The sequence below is a fragment of the Pseudomonas bohemica genome, from assembly GCF_002934685.1.
Lineage (GTDB): Bacteria > Pseudomonadota > Gammaproteobacteria > Pseudomonadales > Pseudomonadaceae > Aquipseudomonas > Aquipseudomonas bohemica.
This window is the reverse complement of the sequence record NZ_NKHL01000118.1, coordinates 195,496-218,259: the sequence shown is the minus strand read 5'-3', so window position 1 is coordinate 218,259 and position 22,764 is coordinate 195,496. Positions and strand designations below refer to the sequence as shown.

The following is a 22,764-nucleotide window of genomic DNA, read 5'->3' as shown; positions in this document are numbered from 1 at the left end:
CTGCACACATGAACAAGCAACAGGTTCTGCAACGGATCCTCGAAACACTCGACGTCGATCTGGACGTCGCCATTCGTGCCGCGCAAACCGCGTATGAAACCGCGACTCATGAAGAAAATATCGCCGAGAACAAGTACGACACGCTGGGCCTTGAGGCCTCCTATCTGGCAGCCGGTCAGGCGCGTCGGGTTGAGGAGATTCGTCAGTCGCTGGCGCTGTATCGGCAACTGGTCCCAAAGCCGTTCGATGAGGCACGCGGTATTCAGTCGGGGGACCTGATCGTGCTCGAATCGGCCAGCGGCGTGGAGCAGCATCTGTTCCTCGGGCCGGATGCGGCGGGCCTGAAGATTCATGTCGATGAAACGCTGGTCACCGTCATCACCCCTCGCGCGCCGCTGGGGCAGAACCTGCTCGGCAAGTTCAACGGCGATGAACTTGAGATAAGCGTCAACGGCAGCCGCCAATCTTTCGAGGTCACGCGCGTACTGTGACCCGTTGATCATTTGCAGGGTTGAAGGGGCCGACTTTTTGTGGGTAAGGTGCACGGTCGCACGACAAACGGTAAGCCCGGAATATGGAGCCGGGCACACGGATTTAACCAAGGAGATATTTCATGACGAACGTCATTACCTTCCCTGACGCCCATGAACGTGATCGCCTCAAGTCCAGTGACCACAAAGGGTTGAGATACCTGAACAAGAAAGAGCGACAACTGATCGACTGCCTGCGCATGACCAGCCACGCTGGCCGTCAGTATGTGTACGACTACGCCAACATCATGCACCGGTCCAAGCCGCTGTATCCCGATCAGGAGGATTGACGCGGGAGGATTGGCAGCTAGCGAGCGATTCAGCGCAGGTTCAGTACAAAGCTCGCAGGCACGGGCCTATAGTGGGGCACTATTTTTTGCCTGTGAGAACGCCCATGTCTGCTGTCACGCCTGAACCTACCGCCCCAGACACCGCCGCCCCAGCCGCGCCTGCCAAGGTCGATCACCTGCGCTTCCATAAAGGTCACGCGCATCTGGGGCCGACCTTTGGTAACGATGCCTTTGCCCTGAAGGCTGAAGCCTTCGCGCGTTTCTTCGGCACACCGACGTTCCTCGGTGCGCAAACCCTGATCGTACTGATCTGGGTGGCTGCCAACCTGAGCGGACTGGTGAAGTTCGACGTCTACCCTTTTATCCTGCTCAACCTGGCGTTCAGCCTGCAATCGGCCTATGCCGCGCCGCTGATCCTGCTGGCACAGACCCGGCAAGCTGCCCGGGACAAGGCCAGTGCCGACGCCGACGCGCAGCATCGCGAAGCCCTGGCGGTGGCCAATGAAGAGCGCATGGCACGTGCCGCGCAAAACACCGCGCAGATGCTCGAATTGCTGGAACAGAACACCCGCCTGACCGAGATGACCAAGGTGCTGACCGAACGTGTCGAAGCGCTGACGGCAGACATGCACAAGCATTTCGTGAAGAAGGACGGGCATGCCTGAGTTTGGCGCCCGTCGATTCGGCGCGCGATTGCTACTGCGGGAGCGCGTTCCTGCAGATGACCATGTCTGCGCGGGATGTGAACGCACCCTTCACCCACCAAGTGACCGCTTTGGCCATTAAGTGGACATTTATGATATTGCGATCGTCATGAAGTCACTGGATTATGGACGTAATTTTTCCTCATCCGACAATCCGCCGGATGTCCCCGGAGCACGCCCATGCAAAGCAACTCTCGCGAAGAAATTCTGGCCCTCTGGCAAACCCAGGAAGAGCAAATGCGCGCCCGTCTGGGCAAGGCTGGCAGCATGAGCCTGGCGGAAGTCGCCCAGCTCACCCCTCAGGAATTCTTCGACGGCATCGGCAACGGCGTGTATCCGCATCCGCCGATCGGTGTGCTGATGGATTTCGTGCCGATCCAGTGGACGCCCGGCAGTTTCATCTTTCAAGGCACGCCCGGTCCGCAGCACTACAACCCGCTGGGCACTGTGCACGGGGGTTATGCCGCGACGCTTCTGGATTCGTGCATGGGTTGTTCGATCCACACGCAGCTGAAAAAGGGCCAGGGCTATACCACCCTCGACCTGCGCATCAGTTACATCCGCGCGCTGACCAACAAGACCGGCCCGATTCGCGCCGAGGGCACGGTGGTGCATCTGGGACGGTCGACGGCGCTGGCCGAGGGCAAGATCTACGATGCCGACGGACGTTTGTTCGCCACTGGCACCACGACCTGCATGATTCTGGATATGAACCGGTAAATCAGCGACGCTGGTCGGTCTGGTCGCGGGTTACGACAGAGGCTGAAGCAGCACGGCTTGCTGGCGGTGGCGATTTCAAAGACGCCAACGCCGGCGAGCCGCGCTGCTACAAACAGCCTATCACCCAGCGCCAATGTTCATTGAGTTTGAACTTCATCCCCCAAACGCTTGCCCCATCCTCCATGTATTCATGAATCCCGGTCAAAACTCCCTTGCTCATCCCGCGGTTTTTCCGCCTGGAACGAACCGGGATACTGGGCTTCGAATTTTTCACCTTGGCACTGGAGTACTTCAATGACTGTTCCTGCATTTGGTCTGGGCACTTTCCGTTTGAAAGATCAGGTCGTCATCGACTCGGTCAGCAACGGCCTGGAGCTGGGCTACCGCGTGATCGACACCGCGCAGATCTACGGCAACGAAGCCGAGGTCGGCCAGGCCATCGCGCAAAGCGGCGTACCGCGGGATGAGCTGTTCATCACCACCAAAATCTGGACCGACAACTTCGCCGCCGACAAGCTGATCCCGAGCCTCAAAGAGAGCCTGGCGAAGCTGAGAACCGACCATGTTGACCTGACCCTGATCCACTGGCCATCGCCAGGCGGCAAGGTGCCGGTCGCGCAATTCATGGGCGCGCTGCTGGAAGCGAAGAAGCAGGGCCTGACCCGTGAGATCGGCGTGTCGAACTTCACCATTGCCTTGATGAAGGAAGCCATTGCGGCAGTGGGCGCGGAAAACATTGCCACCAACCAGGTCGAGCTGCACCCCTACCTGCAGAATCGCGTCGTCGCCGAATTCGCCAGACAGCAAGGGATCAAGATCACCTCCTACATGACCCTGGCCGTGGGCGAAGTGCTGAAGGATCCTGTTATCCAGGCAATCGCCAAGCGTCACGACGCGACCCCGGCGCAGGTCACCCTGGCTTGGGCGATGCAGTTGGGCTATTCGGTCATCCCGTCCTCGACCAAACGCGCCAACCTGGAAAGCAACCTCAAAGCCGTAGACCTGAAGCTGAGCGACGAGGACATGCAGCAGATCGCCGATCTCGATCGCGCCCATCGCCTGACCAGCCCGGCCAGCCTTGCGCCGAAGTGGGACTGAGCTGCTGATTACGTCGTGGGCTGAGCCTCTCAGCCCAGGATCGGCCCGGCCTGTGGGAGTGAGCCTGCTCACGAAGACTGACTATCATCCCCGGATAAGTCCGGTGGAGGTACCGGCTGCTTTGTGAGCAAACTCACTCCCACAGGTTTATCCCCAGCTTCAATTCTGAATTTCAACAGGCCCTCTGCAGACGTGAACCAGCGCCCCGTAACAATGCACCCGAACCATAAACAGGCACCCGGGTAACATCCCCGAAAAATTGGTTCACCTCTTTCCCGAACCAATCGACTTGTTCCCCGCGAACCAACCTTCCGAACCATTGACGATTGGCCCACGCCATCCCAATCGCCTGCCGCACCCCTCTCAAACCCTATCTTTGATCCGTGAACCAATTTCAATTGGCATCGCTATTGCACCCATCTCTGCATCGCCCTCGCAGGCCAACACCGCGAGCGGACTTCTGTTTCATCCTGTCACGGGAGACCACGATGGAAAGGTTCGAGACCGACGCGCCCCACGACAACTCGTCGAAAATGGCCCTGGATGCCTTGCGCCAGATGGTCGCGCAACATGCCGCATTTCCCCAGCGGGCTTTGCCTACCGAACGTGAGCTGGCAGTGGATTTCGGTGTGAGTCGTCGGGCCATTCGCCGCGCACTCTCGGTACTTGAGGCCGAAGGTCAGATCTGGCGCCGACAAGGCAAAGGCACCTTCGTCGGCCCTACCCCGCCCAGCGCCTCGATGAGTTTTGCCAAGCTGTCGAGCCGGACCAATTTCAGCGAGGTCATGGAAGCGCGTCTGTATCTGGAACCCGCCCTCGCATCCCTGGCTGCTTTACGGGCCAACGGCGAGCAGATGGCGATCCTGCGCCGACTGAGCGAACGCACCACGCGCCAGCAGCACGCAACCGAAATCGACGCCGAGGGCATCGAGCTGTGGGACAGCGCGCTGCACCGCGGCATAGCAGAAGCGGCGGGCAACCGGCTGATGCTGGACATCTTCGAAATGCTCGATGCCATACGCCTCGATCCCGCCTGGCGCGATTTGCGTCAGCGCGCGCGCAACGCCGATCGCCTGGACACCTACAGCCACGATCACGATGACATCGTCGGCGCCATCGAAACCCGCGACCCGGTCAAGGCCGCCACCGCCATGCGCGGTCATTTGCGCGCCTTGCAGCAGGCTCTGGACCACGTCATTCAACAAGACCTCGAGGCCAGCGTATGAGCGACACCCCTCGCAATCAGCCCCGCGCCGTATTGAGCGTCAGTGACCTGACCGTGCGCTTCAAGGACGCCCCGGCCAACGTGGTCGACGGCGTTTCCTTTTCGATCCAGCCCGGCAAGACCCTGGCCATCGTCGGTGAATCCGGCTGCGGCAAGAGCGTGACGTCCATGGCGCTCATGGGTCTGCTGCCGGAAACCGCCAACGTCGATGCCAGCGCTTCGAGTCTGCTGGAAGAGCCACTGCTGGGAATGTCCGATGAACGCTTGCTCGATGTTCGCGGCAACCGCATGGCGATGATTTTTCAAGAGCCGATGACCTCGCTCAACCCGGTGTTCACTATCGGCGAGCAAATCGCCGAAAGTGTGATTCGTCACCAGGGCCTGTCCGCCAGCGCAGCAAGACAGCGCGCGTTGGAGATGCTGGAAAAAGTCCGCGTGCCCGACGCCCTGCAGCGACTGGACGCCTACCCCCACGAACTCTCTGGCGGCATGCGCCAGCGCGCGATGATCGCCATGGCCCTGGCCAACGATCCGGCGCTGATCATTGCCGATGAACCCACTACTGCGCTGGACGTGACCATTCAGGCGCAGATTCTTTCGCTGGTCGCCAGCCTTCAGGCCGAGACCGGCACGTCGATGATCCTCATCACCCATGACCTGGGCGTGGTCGCGGAAGTCGCCGACGATGTAATGGTGATGTACGCCGGGCGTGTCGTCGAAAGCGGTTCGGTGAAGACCTTGTTCGACGATCCACAGCACCCCTACACCATCGGCCTGATGGGTTCGATGCCATCGGTGGGGCCTCGAGAAGGACGCTTGGCGACGATCAATGGCCGCGTTCCGACGCCGGCGGAAATGCCCACGGGTTGCCGTTTTGCCAGTCGCTGTCCGTTCGTGATCGATGCCTGTCGCGAAGCCCGTCCGCCCCTGCTGGAAATCTCCGAGGGTCACTACGCGGCTTGCATTCGCGCGCCACTGGAACAGCATCTGGGAGTCAGCGCATGAGCACGCCAGAGCAAAGAGTCGTCAAGCGCATCCTCGCTGAGCGCGACGTGGGGCAACCTATTTTGGAAAGCATTGCGGTCAGCAAACACTTCCACAGCGAGACCGGGCTTTTTCAGCGCAAGAAACCACCGGTGCAGGCCGTCAACGAGGTCTCGCTCGCCGTGCGTCGCGGCGAAACGCTGGCGCTGGTCGGTGAATCGGGCTCCGGCAAATCGACCCTGGGCCGCGTATTGCTGAACCTGCTCAAACCCACCGCTGGCGACGTGATTTACGAAGGTCGCAATCTGGGTAACCTGCCCGCGGACAAGCTGCGTCAGGTGCGGCGTGATCTGCAGATCATCTTTCAGGACCCCTTCGCCTCGCTCAACCCGCGCATGAGCGTGGAATCGATCATCGGCGAGCCCATCTGGCTGCACCGCGACGACTCCCGCAGCGCGCGCCAGGACAAGGTTGCCGAGCTGCTGCGCACGGTCGGTCTGGCCCCTGAGCACGGCAGTCGCTTCCCCCACGAATTTTCCGGTGGCCAGCGCCAGCGCATCGGCATTGCCCGCGCTCTGGCCTCCGAGCCACGGCTGATTCTCGGCGACGAGCCGGTGTCGGCGCTGGACGTGTCGGTACAGGCGCAGGTGGTCAATCTGCTGGAAGACCTCAAGCATCAGTTCGGTTTGACGCTGCTGATCGTTGCCCACGGTCTGGCGGTGATCCGTCACATGAGTGATCGAGTGGCGGTGATGTACCTCGGCGAAATCGTTGAATTGGCGCCGGTCAACGCACTGTTCGAGACCCCGTTCCACCCCTACACCCAAGCGCTGATGGCTGCGGTGCCGGTCAGCCATCCCGACCTGCGCCGCCCGCGCCCGCTGCTCGGCGGCGACATGCCGAGCCCGAGCAAGCCGCCATCGGGCTGTCGTTTTCACACCCGTTGCCCCCACGCCAAGGCACTGTGTCGCGAGCTCAAACCTGCTTTCGAAACGGTCGAGCCAGGGCGGCAGGTCGCATGCCATTACTGGCGCGAAATCGCCAATGCCGGCGCCGGCTCGCTGATCGTGCCAACGCCCACCGCGGCCTACAGCCAGCGTCTGAATCTGTTCAAAAGCCATCAAGCCCTTTCTCTGGAGAGTCAGCCATGAAGTTCGCCCCTCTGATGACCACCGCGTTGTTGCTGCTCGCTGCGAACTCGGCGTTCGCCGAAACCACGCTGCGCATCGGCATCCAGGACGACCCTGACGTGCTCGATCCGCATCGCTCGCGCACCTACTCGGGCCGTCTGGTGTACACAGCACTGTGCGACAAGCTGGTGGACGTCAGGCCTGACCTGACCTATGTGCCGCAACTGGCAACGGCCTGGAACTGGAGCGAAGACGGCAAGACTCTGACCATGACGTTGCGCGAAGGGGTGACCTTCCACGACGGCGAAACCTTCGACGCCGCCGCCGTGAAGTTCAACCTCGACCGTGCCCGCACCCTGCCGGATTCGTTGCGCAAGAGTGAACTGGCCTCGGTGGAAAGCATCGAGGTGATCGACGCGAAAACCGTGGCGATCAAGGTCAAGCAGCCGGACGCCACGCTGATTTCGCAGCTGTCGGATCGCGCCGGAATGATGCTCGCACCCAAGGCGTCGGCTACCGAAGTGGGCTCCAAACCGGTGTGCTCCGGGCCGTACAAATTCGTCCAGCGCGTGCAGCAGGATCGCATCGTGCTGGAGCGCTTCGACAACTACTGGAACAAGCAGGCATACCACTTCGATAAGGTGATTTTCCTGCCGATTCCCGACACCTCGGTGCGTCTGGCCAACCTGCGTTCGGGCGACCTGGACATCATCGAGCGCGTGGCGCCTACCGACGTGAAGACCGCCAAGGCTGACAGCCACGTGCAAGTGTTCAGCACGCCGGGCCTGGGCTACATGCAGCTGATGTACAACACCAGCAACGGTGACAAGGCCAACAACCCGCTGGGCAAGGACAAACGCGTACGCAAGGCTTTCGAGCTGGCCATCGACCGCGACGCGATCAACCAAGTGGTGTTCGAAGGGCTGTATGCACCGAGTGCGCAACCGTTCCCGAAAAACAGCCCGTACTACGATAAGAACCTGCCGATCCCGCCCCGTGATGTCGAGGCCAGCAAGAAACTGCTGGCTGAAGCTGGCGTGAAAACCCCGGTGAATGTCGAGCTCAAGGTCGCCAACAATCCGATCGCGCAGCAGGTGGGCCAGATCATTCAGGCCATGACCGAGGAAGCGGGCTTCAAGGTCAATCTGATCGCCACCGAATACGCCACGCTGCTCAACGAACAACAGGCCGGCAACTTTCAGATCGGCATGAGCGCCTGGTCCGGGCGGCCGGATCCGGATGGCGACATTCATCAGTTCGTGACCTGCAAGGGCGGCCAGAACGATGGCCACTTCTGCGACCCTAAACTCGACGAACTGCTGAACAAGGCGCGCACCGTGAACGACCAGGCACAACGTCAGTCCCTGTACTTCGAAGCCCTGCGCCTGCTCGCCGAAGACGTGCCGACCAGCTACCTGTATTTCGATCCCCGGATCATCGCCATGCGCAGCAACCTTACCGGTTTCGTGCCCAACCCCGATGGCCTGATTCGCCTGAACGACGTCGCCTTCAAATGATCACCGGTCCCGCGGACAACCGTTTCGGCCGAGAGGAATCGTCATGCTGACTTTCATCCTGCGACGCCTGCTCAGTGCAATACCGACGCTGATTCTGGTCTCGCTGTTCGTCTTCACCCTGCAGAAACTGCTGCCGGGTGACCCGGTGCAGGCCATGGCCGGTGAGGAGCGCGACCCGGCCGTGATGGAGTACCTGCGCGAGAAGTACCGGCTCAACGATCCGGTGCCGCTGCAGTACGTCCATTGGGTCGGCAATGTACTTCAAGGCGACTTCGGCACTTCACTGCGCACCGAGCAACCGGTGACCACGCTGCTGGCCTCCAAGCTTCCGGTGACTATTGAACTGGCAGTGCTGGCGCTGATTATCGCCCTGGTGATCGGCATTCCCACCGGCGTCATTTCGGCGGTGCGCAAGGGCACGGCGACCGATTACGCGGCCAACGTGTTCGCGCTGTCGGGGATCTCCATCCCGCACTTCTGGCTGGGGATTGTGCTGATCATGATCTTCGCCGTGAAACTGCAATGGCTACCCGCCTCCGGCTTCGTGCCGCTGGGCGAAGATGTCGGGCAGAACCTCAAGACCCTGATCCTCCCGGCTTTCGTGCTTGGCGCCGGGCTGTCCGGCGTGCTGATGCGCCACACCCGCAGCGCCATGCTTGAGGTACTGCGTGCCGACTACGTACGGACCGCGCGGGCCAAGGGTCTGTTTCCACGTACGGTGATCCTCAAGCACGCCCTGCGTAACGCGCTGATGCCGATCGTCACCCTCACCACCCTGCTGTTCGGCGAGTTGCTGGGCGGCGCCGTGCTGACCGAGCAAGTATTCAGCATCCCCGGCTTCGGCAAGATGATCGTCGACGCCGTGTTCAACCGCGACTACGCCGTGGTGCAAGGGGTGGTGCTGTGCGTGGCCATTGGTTTCCTGTTGTTGAACCTGCTGGCCGATGTGCTTTACCGCCTGATCAACCCGCGCCTGAGGACTGCCTGATGACCGCGATTGCCGTGAATCCTGCATTGCCACTCAAAGAGCCGTTGAAGCCGCACACGCGCTCGCCGTTCGTGAAGAAATTCCTCGCCAATAAAGGCGCGGTGGTCGGCGCGGTAGTGCTGATTGTGTTCATCCTCGCGGCGCTGCTGGCGCCGTGGATCGCGCCTTACGACCCACTCAAGGCCAACTTCCTCGCAGTGCGCAAGGCGCCTTCGATGATGTATTGGCTAGGCACCGACGAACTGGGCCGCGACCTGTTTTCCCGCCTGCTGTGGGGCGCACGCAGTTCGCTGCTGGCCGGAGGCGTCTCCGTCGCCATCGCCATGATCATCGGCGTGCCGCTGGGCCTGTTGGCCGGTTACTTTGGCGGCAAACTGGACGCGGTGATCTCGCGGGTCATGGAGGCACTGCTGTCGTGCCCGTTTCTGGTATTGGCCATCGCCCTCGGGGCGTTTCTCGGCCCGAGCCTGACCAACGCGATGATCGCCATCGGCTTGTCGGCGATGCCGATATTCTCGCGCCTGACTCGCGGCCAGGTGTTGGCGATTCGACATGAGGACTATCTGGAAGGCGCCCGCGCCATCGGCCTGCCGGACCGCTGGATCATCCTGCGTTACGTGCTGCCCAACGTTTTATCGCCGCTGGTGGTGCAAGCGACCCTGACCATTGCCTCGGCGATTCTGGCCGAAGCCAGCCTGTCGTTCCTCGGCCTGGGTCAACAGCCGCCCTCGCCGTCCTGGGGTTCAATGCTCAACACCGCGAAAAACTTCATGGAGCAGGCGCCCTGGATGTCCATCGCGCCGGGAGTGGCGATCTACATCACGGTGCTGTGCTTCAACCTGCTGGGCGATGGCTTGCGCGATGCCCTCGATCCAAAAAGCTGAGGCCGACACTGACTGCAGAAGCCCACCCGCTTCTGTTTTTAAAAGCTGATCAACTGCCGAAGAGAGAACGTCATGTTCGATGATCTGGATTACAGCCAACCTTACGCGTCCGCCCGCTCGCCGGTGATGGGCAACAACATGGTGGCCTGCTCGCAACCGCTGGCCGCGCAGGCCGGCCTCGACATGCTGCGCCGCGGCGGCAACGCGGTGGACGCTGCGATTGCCGCCGCCATGGTGCTGACCGTGGTCGAGCCGACGGGCTGTGGCATCGGCAGCGATGCCTTCGCCATCGTCTGGGACGGCAAGCGACTGCAGGGTCTGAATGCCTCCGGGCGCTCGCCGCAAGGCTGGACCCCGGAGCACTTCGCCGGGCATGAAGAAATGCCTCAGCGCGGCTGGGGTGCAGTGACCGTTCCCGGCGCCGTGTCGGCCTGGGTCGCATTGTCCGAACGCTACGGCAAACTGCCTTTCGCCACCCTCGCCGGCCCCGCCATCGGCTATGCCCGTGACGGTCATCAGGTCACACCGATCATCGCCGAACTTTGGCGGCGCGGCGCGGCACTGCTCAAGGATCAGCCGGGTTTTGCCGAATGCTTCCTGCAGGGCGGCAAAGCGCCAAAAGCCGGCGAGAAAATCAAGCTCACCGACCACGCCAAAACCCTGGAACTGATCGCCGAAACCAAGGGCGAATCCTTCTATCGCGGCGAACTGGCGAAGCAGATCATCGCCCATGCCAACGCCAATGGCAGCGTCATGAGCCTGGAGGATCTGGCAAGCCATAGCGTTGACTGGATCGATACCTTGTCCGTTCCTTACGCCGGTGCAGTGGTTCACGAACTGCCACCCAATGGTCAGGGCATCGCCACGCTCGCCGGGCTGACCATGCTCGAAGCGCTGGGCGTGGGAGAGCATCCGGTGGACAGCGTCGAAACCGTGCACCCCGTGCTGGAAGCCATGAAACTGGCGCTGGCCGACCTCAATCAGCACGTCGCCGACAACGAGCACATGCGTGTGGGCTCCGAGCATCTGCTGGACCCGACGTACCTGAAGGAGCGCGCCGCGCTGGTCAGCGAACAGGCCGCAGACCCGCTGCACGGCTCGCCGAAGGCAGGTGGCACGGTGTACCTTTCAACCGCCGACGAGAGCGGCATGATGGTCTCGTTCATCCAGTCCAACTACATGGGCTTCGGGTCCGGCGTGGTAGTGCCCGGCACCGGCATCAGCCTGCAAAACCGTGGCGCGGGCTTCAGCCTCGATCCCGAACACGTCAACACCGTCGCGCCGGGTAAACGCCCTTTCCACACCATCATCCCGGGCTTTGTGATGAACGCCGACGGCACTCCGCTGATGTCTTTCGGCCTGATGGGCGGCCCGATGCAGGCTCAGGGGCATCTGCAAATGATGATGCGTATCCTGCGCTACAAGCAGAACCCGCAAGCTGCCGCCGACGCCCCGCGCTGGCGCCTGGAAGCGGGTTTGAAAGTCGCCGTGGAACGCTCGTTCGACCGGTTGGTGATCGAAGAACTGCGAGCCAAGGGGCACGATGTCGAGATCGAAGATCCGAGCGGCGTATTCGCGTTTGGAGGGGCGCAGATTATCCAGCGCACGGCCCATGGTTATGTGGGTGGGACCGATCCACGCAAGGATGGGTTGGTGGCGGCTTATTGAGTTACCGGCGAACAACCCATTGTAGGAGCGCGCTTGCTCGCGATTACGTTCTGTCAGCCACCAACGGCATCACCGGCCCAACGCGATCGCGAGCAAGTTCACTCTTACAGGTTTTGCATCAGATGCTAATCACGCTCACCCAAACCCCACCGCATAAATTCCCATCAGACTCAGCACAATTACCGTGCCCCCCAACACCACCACCTCACGAAACGGCGGGGGAATACGTTCCTGCTTCAAGCCTTTCGTACTTTTGCGATAACGCGCATTGAGGCCGATCTGGACCAGGATCCCTGCCGTCAGCGAGAAAATGACCGGCAGCAGTGCGATGAGTCCGAAAGGCGGAATCCAGCGCAGGAAGAGGGTGCACACCACCAGCAGCGTCATCAATGTGCGACGCCAGGCCAGTAGCGTGCGTTCCGGCTGCAGCCCCGGATCGTCATGCCCCAAGGCGCGCGGCTCGCGAGAATTCATGCTGCGCCGTATATAAGGAAGACGATCAGCCCCGCCGCCACCAGCGCCCCGCCCAGCGACAGGATCGGCATCAGCACCGGCAAGGGTAGCGGCTTGCGCAGACGCATCGCGCGCTCGACCTTCAGCCAGCGGACGCAGGCGCTGACGCTGACCAGCATCGCCAATATCAGCAGCGATAACGCCACGGCACGCCGCAGGCCAGGGGTGAAGACATCGCCGGTGAACGCTTCGACCGCGATACCACCAGCCAGAAACGCCAGTGCTGTGCGAATCCATGCCAGGAAAGTGCGTTCGTTGGCCAGGGTGAATCTTGGGTCAGGCTCACAACCACCGCCCAGCAGAGATGTGGACAGACGGTCGCGATCGGAGGGGGCAGTGACTGGGGGGGTGGCTTTACCGGGGTCCGGAGAATTCATGTCGCACCGTGGTCGGGTAGATGACCGTGATCATACCGGTCATGCCCCTGAAAGGCCCGTATCGGTAGCGACATTGGTGTGCCTGTGGACGTAAGCCCTTGTCGATCTGGCGCGCGCACCCCATAGCTAAACGTCGGTCTGTGTGAGCTTGCTCACGAAGAGGCCGGTACATTCACAGCATCTGTAGCGCCTGAACGTCAGCCTTCGTGAGCAAACCCATCCCACAAGCGACCGCGACGACGGTTCAGCGGCTATCAGCTAGATCCACCCAGATCGCCCCATTCGGATACTGATACCGCTCCAGCGTGTCGGCGGTCATTTCGATGCTGTAGCCCGCACGCTTGGGCGGCATGTAACGTCCGCGACGAATCACCACCGGGTCGAGGAAGTGTTCGTGCAGATGATCGACGTATTCCAGCACGCGGTTTTCCAGCGAGCCTGACACTGCGATGTAGTCGAACAGCGAGATGTTCTGCACGTATTCGCACAGCCCCACGCCCCCGCCGTGCGGGCAGACCGGCACGTTGAACTTGGCTGCCATCAGCAGCACGATCAGCACCTCGTTCAAGCCCCCCAGCCGTGCCGCGTCGACCTGGCAAAAATCCAGGGACCCGGCCTGGAACATCTGCTTGAACATCACCCGATTGTGGCAATGCTCGCCCGTCGCGACCCCGATCGGCGCGATGCGCTGACGGATGGTGGCGTGGCCGAGAATATCGTCCGGGTTGGTCGGCTCCTCGATCCACCAGGGCTCGAAGGCCGCGAGCCTGCGCATGTTGCTGATCGACTCCTCGACGCTCCACACCTGATTGGCGTCCATCATCAGCGTGCGTTCCCAACCCAGTTCATCGCGCAGGATCGCGGCGCGGCGCAGATCTTCTTCGATGTCCGAACCGATCTTCTGCTTGATATGGGTCCAGCCGTCGGCAATGGCTTCACGGGCCAGACGACGCATTTTTTCCTCCGAATAGCCCAGCCAGCCCGGCGCCGTGGTGTAACCGGGATACCCCTCGGCCAGCATGTGAGCTTCACGCCTGGCCTTGCCCGGTACTTGCCGGCGCAACAGGGCGATGGCCTCTTCCGGAGTGATGGCGTCGGTGACGTAGCTGAAATCCAGGCATTTGACGAGCTGCTCAGGAGTCATGTCGGCCAGAAGCTTCCAGATCGGCTTGCCCTCGACCTTGGCCCACAGGTCCCAGACGGCGTTGATCAGTGCAGCGGTCGCCAGATGAATCACACCCTTTTCCGGCCCCAGCCAGCGCAATTGGCTGTCGCCAGCGGTCACGTCGTGCCAGAAGGCGCCCATATCGGCGGTGATCGCTTCCAGGCTCAACCCCACTACACGAGGCGCCAGCGACTGGATGGCCGCCACGCAGATCTCGTTGCCACGTCCGATAGTGAACGTCAGCCCGTGGCCTTCGAGGCCATCGGGAGAATCGGTGTGCAGCACGACGTAGGCCGCCGAATAATCCGGCGCGCTGTTCATCGCGTCGGAGCCGTCGAGGGACAACGAGGTGGGGAAACGGATGTCGCGGATGGAGACGGAAGTGATCTGCATGGGACGCTCTTTTTGTTTTTCGAGAATTCTCGGGATGGCGCAAATCTTTGTAGGAGCCCGCTTGCCCGCGATTTCGTTTCGTCAGTCAACGACTTCGTACCTGATCCATCGCCATCGCGGGCAAGCGCGCTCCTACAGGGTTCGCATGCGCCAATGAATCTCACTGTAGGCCAACAACCGATACAGGCATAATTGCGAAATCCTAATGATTGATATCAAATCCGATATGTCAGAGCTTCCCGAAAAATTCGCCTCGCTGAAGATCTCCAGCCGTCAGATCGCACTGCTCAACGCGTTGGGTGATCTGGGCAATCTGCGCAAGGCGGCGGCGGCGATTCACACCAGTCAGCCGGCGGCGAGCCTGTTGTTACAGCAACTGGAAGATCGCCTCGGCGTACCCCTGTTCGAGCGTCTGCCTCGGGGCATGCAGCCAACGCTGTTTGGCGAGGTGATGATTCGTTACGCCAAGAGCGCGCTGCATGAGTTCGAATATGCCGAAGCGCAGATCGCCGAACTGGCGCGCGGGGCCATGGGAATGGTGCGCATCGGTACCGTGATGGGCCCGGTGCCGACCTTGCTGACCCGCGCCGTGCTGGCGTTCAAGGCGCAGCATCCCAAGGTGCGCGTCGCCGTCGAAGTCGGCACCAGCGACACCTTGCTGCCGGCATTGATTCGCGGGGATTTCGACATGGTGCTGGGGCGGCTTCCGGACCAACTGGACAGCCAGGGCCTGGACATTGAATTGTTCGAACAGGGCGAACGCATGCGCATCATCGCTCGCCCCGCTCACCCGCTGATGCAGAAGACAAAGCCAGCCCTGGCGGATCTTGCGCCGCTGACCTGGATCCTGCATCCGCTGGGCAGCCCGATGCGCCGTCAGGTAGAAAATGCGTTGAAGGCCGCACAGTTGATCCAGCCGCTGGACATCATCGAAACCAGTTCGATATTGGCGACCACGGCGATGCTGGAGTCTTCCGACATGATCGCAGTGGTGCCTAACGACGTCGCTGAGCATTACGCTCGCTATGACATGATCGCCGTGCTGCCAGTGGAGTTGCCGCTGGCGATGGCCAATCTGGGGTTGCTGACCTCAAGAGCCAGGCCGATGTCGGCGGCGGTCAGGGAATTACTGGCGTTTCTCAAACAGCCGCTCGGCCACTGATTCGATAACCCAGGGTTATCGATCAATCGAAACCTTTCATTGGGAAATTATCGGAACGCTTCATAGAGTGATTCACAACCGGGCGCTACGAATCGCCCCTGCACAATAAGAATCCGGCTGCCTGTAACGTGTAGTTCCTCTCCGGGAGCCCGTTGCGTCAAACATGTCTGTGTCACACATGTCGACCAGGTGGCAACCGTCCTGAGAGGCCGCATGGAACTCATCGCCAAAACTCCAGCGTTCGACAGCAGCGCGCTGGTCATCCGCCTGAACCCCCTCGACAACGTGCTCGTTGCCCGCCAGGCATTGAGCGAAGGTACGCGGCTGGACGAGGAAGGCATTACCGTGCTGCAGGACATCCCATCCGGGCACAAGGTCGCCACCGTGCGCGTCGAGCAGGGGCAGCCGCTGCGCCGTTACGGGCAGATCATCGGCTTCGCTTCGCAGCCCATCGAGGCCGGTCAGCATGTGCATGTGCAGAACGTCGAGATGTCGGACTTCTCGCGGGATTACGCCTTTGGTGTCGATGCGCATGAAACGCCAAAAACCGAAGCGTTCTTTCAAGGCATCGTGCGTGCCGACGGGCGGGTTGCCACGCGCAATTACATCGGCATTCTCACCTCGGTGAACTGCTCGGCTACGGTGGCGCGGGCGATTTCCGACCACTTTCGTCGCGATATCCACCCTGAAGCGCTGGCCGATTATCCCAATGTCGACGGCGTCGTCGCCTTGACCCACAGCTCAGGCTGCGCGATTGACTCCAAGGGTGAAGCCATCGACCTGTTGCGCCGCACGTTGGCCGGTTACGCGGTGCACCCGAACTTCGCGGCCGTGCTGGTGGTGGGCCTGGGCTGCGAGACCAACCAGATTCAGGACCTGCTCGACAGCCAGGGCCTGAAGACCTCCGACCAGTTGCGCGCGCTCACCATTCAAGGCACCGGCGGGACGTCGAAGACCATTGCCAGCGGCATCGAACAGGTCAAATCGCTTCTGCCTCAAGCCGATCGGATCAAACGCCAATCCGTCAGCGCACGGCATTTGATCGTTGGCCTGCAATGTGGCGGCTCCGACGGTTATTCGGGCATCACCGCCAACCCTGCCCTGGGCAACGCGGTGGATCGGCTGGTGGCTGCCGGCGGCACCGCGATTCTGTCGGAAACCCCCGAGATCTATGGCGCCGAGCACCTGTTAACCCGGCGTGCGGTGAATCGCGCAGTGGGCGAGAAACTGGTGCAGCGCATTCACTGGTGGGAAGACTACTGCCGGCGGATGAACGCCGAGCTGAACAACAACCCCTCGGCAGGCAACAAGGCCGGCGGTCTGACGACAATTCTGGAGAAGTCCCTCGGCGCGGTCGCCAAAGCTGGGTCGACCAATCTGATGGGCGTGTACGAATACGCCGAAGCGGTGCGTGCACAGGGTCTGGTTTTCATGGACACCCCCGGCTACGACCCTGTCTCCGCCACCGGCCAGGTCGCAGGGGGTGCCAACCTGATCGCCTTCACCACCGGCCGTGGCTCGGCATATGGCTGCGCGCCGACGCCGTCGATCAAGCTGGCGACCAATAACCGTGTGTTCGAATTCCAGCAGGAAGACATGGATGTGAACTGCGGCGGCATCGCTGACGGCACCACCACCATCGAAGAGCGCGGCGCCTTTATCTTCCAGATGATGCTGGACATCGCCTCCGGCATGCGCAGCAAAAGCGAGCAGCACGGCTATGGGCAGAACGAGTTCGTGCCCTGGCAGATCGGCGCCATTACCTGATCGATCGAGCAAGCGAGTTTCGGGCCTGCGTTTCAGGCTTCGTATTTCGGGAGCTGTGTTTTCAGGAACAGTGCAGGGTCAGAAAAATCCTGCCCGGCCGTCATTCGGTTCGGCAGTCAGCAACCTTAACAACAATAAAAAAGGTGCCTATGAAAACCCTCAAGACCTACCAGACGATCACCGTCGTCTTTCTGATGCTGTTCGGTGTCGTCAACTATCTGGACCGCAGCGCGCTGTCCATCGCCAACACGACCATCCAGAAAGACATGCTGATCAGCCCTTCGGAGATGGGCATTCTGTTGTCGGCTTTCTCACTGGCGTACGCGTTCGCGCAGCTGCCGATGGGTATGGTCATCGATAAGCTAGGCAGCAAGATCGCGCTGGGCGGGGCGTTGCTGGTGTGGTCGGTGGCGCAGACGGCTTCGGGTTTCATCAACAACTTCAATAGTTTTTTCGCCCTGCGGGTGCTGTTGGGGATTGGCGAGGCGCCGATGTTTCCTTCGGCGGCGAAAACCCTGAACGAGTGGTTCGAAGAGCATGAACGCGGCACGCCCACCGGAATCGTCTGGTCGGCGACCTGCATCGGGCCGTGCCTGGCGCCGCCGATCCTGACGCTGTTCATGGTTAACTTCAGCTGGCGCGGCATGTTCATCATCACCGGCGCGCTCGGCATCGTCCTGGCCCTGTGCTGGCTGACGTTCTACAAGAGCCGCGCGCAGTACCTCAAGGAACTCGCCGCCATGGGCGAACAGCCGGTCAGACAGCCTGCAATCGTCGAGGTGGACGCAGCAGTGCCGCAACGTGAGGGTTCTTTCTTTGCCGGTTGGGTCGACCTGTTCAAGCATCGCAGCACCTGGGGGACTTTTCTGGGGTTCATGGGCGTGATCTATATGCTCTGGCTGCACCTGACGTGGCTGCCGGGTTACTTCCAGCGCGAGCATGGCCTTGACCCCTACTCCACCGCGTGGGTGGTGTCGTTCGCCTATGTGTTCGGCGCCATCGGCACCGTCGCAGCAGGACGTATCTGCGACCGTCTGGTCAAGCGTGGCGTCGGCGTGCTGAACAGCCGCAAATACACGGTGATCGGTGGGTTGGTATTCGCCGCCGTCTTCACCCTGCCGCTGACCTTCGTCATCAGCCTCGGCGGCTGCATCGCCCTGCTCTGCCTGGCGCTGTTGGGCATCAACCTGTCCAGCGCCACGACCTGGATGGTGGTCAACACGGTCGTCGACACCAAACGCGTCGCGTCGCTGGGGTCGATCCAGAACTTCGGGGGATACATCGCAGGCTCCGTCGCGCCGATCGTCACGGGCTTCAGCGTGGAGTACTCCGGAACCTTCGCCACCGCCTTCGCCGTTAGCGCCATCGTCGCGCTGCTCTCGGCGGTGGCGTACTTCGTACTGCTCAAGGCGCCGATTCCGATGCATACCGAGGCGGCGGACAAGCACTGGCAGCCGCAGGTGGATGAGACGCAGGGGCGACGCGTTTGAACTGGATCAAGGTCGGCTTCTGCCAGCGGGCGTATGACGATTGACCCGGCACCGGCAGTAACGCCGGGACAAGCGGTGCTTCAGATATAACCCAGGTACCGCGTTTACAGCTTCGCAGGAGATCGCTGACGAGCCGAGTTCCCACGGCCTGCGGCCAGAATCAAAACCGACTACCGAACCGCAGGCAAATGTGCCCTTTCCTGATACTCAACCAACAATTTTCCCTTCAAAATCCCCTACTTGTCCTACGCTGTGTGGCAGACGGTCTCTGTAGCGATACCGTGTGTCACGATGCATGGAGCATTCGTCACATCGGTTGGTCAGAGATCGTAGACGTCAGTGAGGGCGGGGCTTGAGACAAGTAGAAGGGACAGTCTTCGACGCCAGGAACCGGCGCCTGAAGCGCATGCCTGTGTTGTGGCTGGCGGGATTCTTCACCGTGCTGGTGTGTTTCTCCATCACCAGCATCACCTTGTGGCAGTTGCGCCAGAGTCGCAATCACGAACTGGACATTGCCGACACCACGGTTGCCAACCTGTCGCGCTCGATGGCGCAGCAGGCCGACGACACGTTCGATCAGGCTGACATTCCGGTGGCGGGTATCGTCGAGCGCCTGTCTTTCGACGGTTTCGGCTCGGCCAGCAGTTCACGCATGCATGAATTCCTGCGCGCCACGGCCGCCAGCGTCGAGCAGATTCAGGGGCTGTTCATCTATGACAAGGAAGGCAACTGGGCGGCGACGTCGATGAGTCACGTGCCCGCCAATGCCAATAATGCAGACCGCGAGTATTTCCAGTTTCACAAGGCTATCGACAGCACCCTGCCGTACATTGGCCAGGCCGTTCGCAGCCGTACCACTGGAGACTGGATCATTCCGCTGTCTCGCCGCGTCAATGATTCGGCAGGAAATTTCGCCGGCGTAGTGTTGGCAACCATCGAACTCTCGTACTTTGACCGATTTTTCGACCGATTCGACATCGGCAAACACGGGGTGCTGACCCTGGCCATGGCCAATGGCACGGTTCTGGCCCGCCGCCCAACGCTGGAAAATGTTCGCGGCGTGTCGATCGCCGAAGGCGAACTGTTCCGCACATACCTCAAGGAACAATACGAAGGCACGGCGACGGTCCGTTCGTTCCTCGACCACGAAATGCGTCTTTACGGCTACAAGCGCCTGGATCGTTATCCACTGGTGGTATTGGCAGGTTTGTCGGAGCAGGAGGTGCTCGATGAATGGCGCCAGTATGCCTGGCGCTCGCTGGCGACCATCGTCTGCGTGGTAGTGGCTAATCTTTTGTTCGGCGTGCTGTTGTTCCAGCAGATCCGCTTCGGCTTGAACGCCGAATCGCAGCTGCGCATCGCCAGTCACTCACTGGAAAAACTCGCATTGCAGGACAGCCTGACCGGCCTCGCCAATCGCCGTCACTTTCAGGAAATCCTCGGGCTCGAGTTCGTCAGCGGCCAGGCCAATCTGCATCCGCTGAGCCTGATCATGATCGATATCGACTTCTTCAAGAGCTACAACGACAACTATGGGCACGTGGCGGGCGACAAATGCATCGTCGCCGTGGCCGAATGCATCCGCAGCAACCTCAATCGCACAGGCGACCTGGCGGTGCGCTACGGCGGCGAAGAGATGGCCGTGTTCCTGCCCTACAGCGAGGCCCAGGGCGCCTATGTGCTGGCAGAGAAAATCCGCCTGGCCGTCCTTGCCAGGGCCATCGAACACAAAGGCAACCCGGACAAGATCGTCAGCATCAGCCTCGGGGTATACGGCTGCGGGGCCCAGGAATGCCCGACCATGGAAGCGTTCGTCGAACGCGCCGACAGCGCGCTATATACCGCCAAGCATCAGGGGCGTAATCGGACGGTGATGGGCTGAAGAGACTAGGCTGACGCAACCTGTGGCGAGACAATCAATCCGCCTGCGCCACCACGATCTGCGCCACCTTGCCGCGAAACAACTCCAGCCGGTCCGCCGGCGCATCATGCTCGACTACCAGCGCGCCGACCTCCTCACACGATGCGACCTGATAATGCGCGATGCTCGCCAGCTTCTGGTTGATCACCGCCACCGCTACTTGTCCGCTACGCGCCACCACCGCCCGCTTGAACTCGGCAACGTCCATGTCGAACGCCGTCACGCCCTTCACCGCATCCAGCGCGCAGGCGCCGAGAAAGCACAGGTCGAAATTGAAATGGGCCAACTGCTGAATCGTGGTGAAACCAAATGTGCTGCCCGCCACCGGGCTGAGTCGCCCGCCCAGTAGAATCACTTCCACCTGCGGCAGCTTCATGAGCTCCACGGCGAGCAGCGGCGCGTTGGTGGTGACTGTCAGCGCCATCTGTGGATCGATGGCTCGCACGATGGCCAGATTGGTCGAACCGCCGTCAATGAACACATGCTGCCCGGTACTGATCAGCCCTGCTGCCGCAACGCCCAGCGAGCGCTTGCGGTTCGGCTCGTGCTCGATACGCGCGGTGATCGGCCCGTCGGACGCCAGCGAAATCGCCCCGCCATACACGCGCTTGCACAGCCCCGCAGACGCCAGCGCACCGAGATCACGACGAATCGAATGCTCGGAAACGTTGAACTCCTCCGCCAGCTCCGCCGCGATCACCCGGCCATGCACAGCCAGCCGCTCGGTAATCAGACGCTGGCGTTCGCCAGGAAAAGCTTCGGGGTTGGCAGACATAAAGGCCTCGAAATCAAGCTGAATCGATCATGAACGAGCAGGATGATGGAGGGTGGCTTGGGGTGATGTCAAACGCAGGTCTGGCTGACGTCAGAGGTAAACGCCAGCCGACTCAAAGCAGCTTTCGAAACAGCGCATTTGCATGCACCTCATCCTGCAACTCATAAATTGGTGATCCGATGTGCGCGTAGCCTTGCTTCGGATAAAACGCCAGGGCTCGGAGATTGCCAACCCACACGGTCGCCCACAGCATCGCCGCTTTTTTCGCGCAGGCATGCTGTTCGGCTAACGCCAGCAATCGCCCGCCGATTCCGTGTCCCGTGAAGCGCTCCTGCACATAGAGCCGCTGCAATTCGGCCGCATCAGGATCAAGGATCATGGGGTGATCGGTTTGTGTTTCGAACTGCGCAAAACCCACAAGATGCCCCTTGACTCGGCCACGATCAACGACGTATCGAGGCGCGCGATCAGAGCTGAAATGGTTTTGGGCGAGAACGAATTCAGCGCTTCACGCGCCAGCGCATCACGAACGCCCTCGGTGGCGTAGGTATCGAGAAAGACCTGCATGCCCAGCACCGCAATGCGCAAGGCATCCTCGGAAGTTGCCAGACGAAGAGAGAGTTGGAGTGCGTTCCTGTCACTCATTACATGCATCCTTGGAACTTAGAACGAGCGTGTTTTTCGGTGGCCAGCATACTCGATCGGCATCGGCCGTGAACCCATGCTGATTTGAGCACTCCATCTTTCTTTCGACCTTTACGGAGATACCCGACATGAAAATCGATTTGACCGGCAAAACCGCTCTGGTAACGGGTTCGACGTTAGGTATCGGCTATGCCATCGCCAAGGGGCTGGCCGAAGCGGGGGCCGAGGTGATTGTTAATGGCCGTAAGCAGGAAGCGGTGGATAAAGCTGTCACAGGTCTGCAAAAGGAAGTGCCTGGCGCGCGGCTGCGTGGCGTTGCCACTGACGTAGGCAGTGCCGAAGGTTGCGAAGCGCTGGTCAAGGCTGTGCCGCAGGTCGATATCCTGATCAATAACGTCGGCATCTATGGTCCGCAGGACTTCTTCGATACCCCGGACGATGTCTGGCAGCGTTTCTTCGACGTCAACGTGATGTCCGGCGTGCGTTTATCCCGTGCTTATGCCGATGCCATGGCCAAGCGCGGCTGGGGCCGCATCGTGTTCCTTTCGTCCGAGTCGGCACTGAACATTCCCGCCGACATGATCCATTACGGGTTCACCAAGACCTCCAATCTGTCGATTTCCCGAGGCCTGGCCAAACGTCTGGCAGGCACGGGCGTCACTGTCAATGCGGTACTGCCTGGACCGACCTTGTCCGACGGCATGGCAGACATGTTCAAAGATGAAGTAGAGAAAACCGGCAAGTCGCTGGAAGAATGCGCCGCGGAATTCGTCATGCAGAACCGCCCGAGTTCGGTTATTCAGCGTGCGGCGACCACC

21 protein-coding genes and 1 pseudogene are annotated in these 22,764 nt (G+C 61.0%); 17 read left to right on the top strand and 5 right to left on the bottom strand.

Annotation, left to right across the window (positions count from 1 at the left end; translation table 11 throughout):
* Nucleotides 1-8 precede the first annotated feature (8 nt).
* The 12 genes from CE491_RS23930 (at nt 9) to CE491_RS23870 (ending at nt 11,738) form a co-directional block, all read left to right on the top strand.
* Complete coding sequence (locus CE491_RS23930; RefSeq protein ID WP_110950802.1) at nt 9-491, top strand: GreA/GreB family elongation factor; 483 nt, start codon at nt 9-11, stop codon at nt 489-491.
* A 122-nt stretch (nt 492-613) separates the two neighbouring features.
* Entirely contained in the window at nt 614-820 is a 207-nt protein-coding gene (locus CE491_RS23925; RefSeq protein ID WP_110950801.1) for a hypothetical protein, read from the top strand.
* Between the two features lie 104 nt (nt 821-924).
* Nucleotides 925-1,485, top strand: coding sequence for a DUF1003 domain-containing protein (locus CE491_RS23920; protein WP_110950800.1), 561 nt, complete (start codon nt 925-927; stop codon nt 1,483-1,485).
* A 219-nt stretch (nt 1,486-1,704) separates the two neighbouring features.
* A complete protein-coding gene (locus CE491_RS23915; RefSeq protein WP_110950799.1) occupies nt 1,705-2,244 on the top strand; it encodes a PaaI family thioesterase in 540 nt (179 codons plus the stop codon).
* Nucleotides 2,245-2,538: 294 nt separating this feature from the next.
* Nucleotides 2,539-3,342: a 2,5-didehydrogluconate reductase DkgB gene (dkgB, locus tag CE491_RS23905; protein WP_110950797.1), complete on the top strand. Its 804-nt coding sequence runs from the start codon at nt 2,539-2,541 to the stop codon at nt 3,340-3,342.
* Nucleotides 3,343-3,830: 488 nt separating this feature from the next.
* Nucleotides 3,831-4,568, top strand: a complete 738-nt coding sequence (locus CE491_RS23900) for a FadR/GntR family transcriptional regulator (protein WP_110950796.1) — start codon at nt 3,831-3,833, stop codon at nt 4,566-4,568.
* Nucleotides 4,565-5,572: an ABC transporter ATP-binding protein gene (locus CE491_RS23895; protein WP_110950795.1), complete on the top strand. Its 1,008-nt coding sequence runs from the start codon at nt 4,565-4,567 to the stop codon at nt 5,570-5,572. Before CE491_RS23900 ends, CE491_RS23895 begins: the two co-directional genes overlap by 4 nt.
* A complete protein-coding gene (locus tag CE491_RS23890) occupies nt 5,569-6,702 on the top strand; it encodes an ABC transporter ATP-binding protein (RefSeq protein ID WP_110950794.1) in 1,134 nt (377 codons plus the stop codon). The genes CE491_RS23895 and CE491_RS23890 overlap by 4 nt, the downstream gene beginning before the upstream one ends.
* A complete protein-coding gene (locus CE491_RS23885) occupies nt 6,699-8,198 on the top strand; it encodes an ABC transporter substrate-binding protein (RefSeq protein ID WP_110950793.1) in 1,500 nt (499 codons plus the stop codon). Before CE491_RS23890 ends, CE491_RS23885 begins: the two co-directional genes overlap by 4 nt.
* Before the next feature lie 43 nt (nt 8,199-8,241).
* Nucleotides 8,242-9,186, top strand: a complete 945-nt coding sequence (locus tag CE491_RS23880; protein WP_110950792.1) for an ABC transporter permease — start codon at nt 8,242-8,244, stop codon at nt 9,184-9,186.
* A complete protein-coding gene (locus CE491_RS23875) occupies nt 9,186-10,070 on the top strand; it encodes an ABC transporter permease (RefSeq protein WP_110950791.1) in 885 nt (294 codons plus the stop codon). Before CE491_RS23880 ends, CE491_RS23875 begins: the two co-directional genes overlap by 1 nt.
* A 72-nt stretch (nt 10,071-10,142) precedes the next feature.
* Entirely contained in the window at nt 10,143-11,738 is a 1,596-nt protein-coding gene (locus CE491_RS23870) for a gamma-glutamyltransferase family protein (protein ID WP_110950790.1), read from the top strand.
* Between the two features lie 135 nt (nt 11,739-11,873).
* Here the strand turns inward: CE491_RS23870 and CE491_RS23865 are convergent, their stop codons facing one another.
* The 3 genes from CE491_RS23865 to CE491_RS23855 all read right to left on the bottom strand — a co-directional run bounded on the left by CE491_RS23865 (nt 11,874) and on the right by CE491_RS23855 (nt 14,186).
* Complete coding sequence (locus CE491_RS23865) at nt 11,874-12,212, bottom strand: DUF202 domain-containing protein (RefSeq protein WP_110950789.1); 339 nt, start codon at nt 12,210-12,212, stop codon at nt 11,874-11,876.
* On the bottom strand, nt 12,209-12,628 hold the full coding sequence (locus tag CE491_RS23860; RefSeq protein ID WP_110950788.1) for a YidH family protein: 420 nt from the start codon (nt 12,626-12,628) through the stop codon (nt 12,209-12,211). Before CE491_RS23860 ends, CE491_RS23865 begins: the two co-directional genes overlap by 4 nt.
* Before the next feature lie 244 nt (nt 12,629-12,872).
* Nucleotides 12,873-14,186, bottom strand: coding sequence for an L-fuconate dehydratase (locus tag CE491_RS23855; protein ID WP_110950787.1), 1,314 nt, complete (start codon nt 14,184-14,186; stop codon nt 12,873-12,875).
* Nucleotides 14,187-14,391: 205 nt separating this feature from the next.
* On the opposite strand from CE491_RS23855, the gene CE491_RS23850 reads away from it, so the two are divergent.
* The 4 genes from CE491_RS23850 (at nt 14,392) to CE491_RS23835 (ending at nt 20,487) form a co-directional block, all read left to right on the top strand.
* The gene (locus CE491_RS23850; RefSeq protein WP_110950786.1) at nt 14,392-15,348 is read left to right on the top strand and encodes a LysR family transcriptional regulator; all 957 of its coding nucleotides are present in this window, start codon (nt 14,392-14,394) and stop codon (nt 15,346-15,348) included.
* Nucleotides 15,349-15,561: 213 nt separating this feature from the next.
* Complete coding sequence (locus CE491_RS23845) at nt 15,562-17,115, top strand: UxaA family hydrolase (protein ID WP_110950785.1); 1,554 nt, start codon at nt 15,562-15,564, stop codon at nt 17,113-17,115.
* 149 nt (nt 17,116-17,264) lie between these two features.
* Entirely contained in the window at nt 17,265-18,605 is a 1,341-nt protein-coding gene (locus tag CE491_RS23840) for an MFS transporter (RefSeq protein WP_110950784.1), read from the top strand.
* 352 nt (nt 18,606-18,957) lie between these two features.
* Nucleotides 18,958-20,487, top strand: a complete 1,530-nt coding sequence (locus CE491_RS23835; RefSeq protein ID WP_234407669.1) for a sensor domain-containing diguanylate cyclase — start codon at nt 18,958-18,960, stop codon at nt 20,485-20,487.
* 34 nt (nt 20,488-20,521) lie between these two features.
* On the opposite strand, the gene CE491_RS23830 is transcribed toward CE491_RS23835, so the two are convergent.
* Both CE491_RS23830 and CE491_RS23825 read right to left on the bottom strand, forming a co-directional pair.
* Nucleotides 20,522-21,301: a DeoR/GlpR family DNA-binding transcription regulator gene (locus CE491_RS23830; protein ID WP_110950782.1), complete on the bottom strand. Its 780-nt coding sequence runs from the start codon at nt 21,299-21,301 to the stop codon at nt 20,522-20,524.
* Nucleotides 21,302-21,413: 112 nt separating this feature from the next.
* A pseudogene (locus CE491_RS23825) lies at nt 21,414-21,946 on the bottom strand (N-acetyltransferase family protein).
* 128 nt (nt 21,947-22,074) lie between these two features.
* Here CE491_RS23825 and CE491_RS23820 point away from each other — a divergent pair.
* The coding region (locus CE491_RS23820) for an SDR family NAD(P)-dependent oxidoreductase (protein ID WP_110950885.1) at nt 22,075-22,764 on the top strand (690 nt) is incomplete at its 3' end.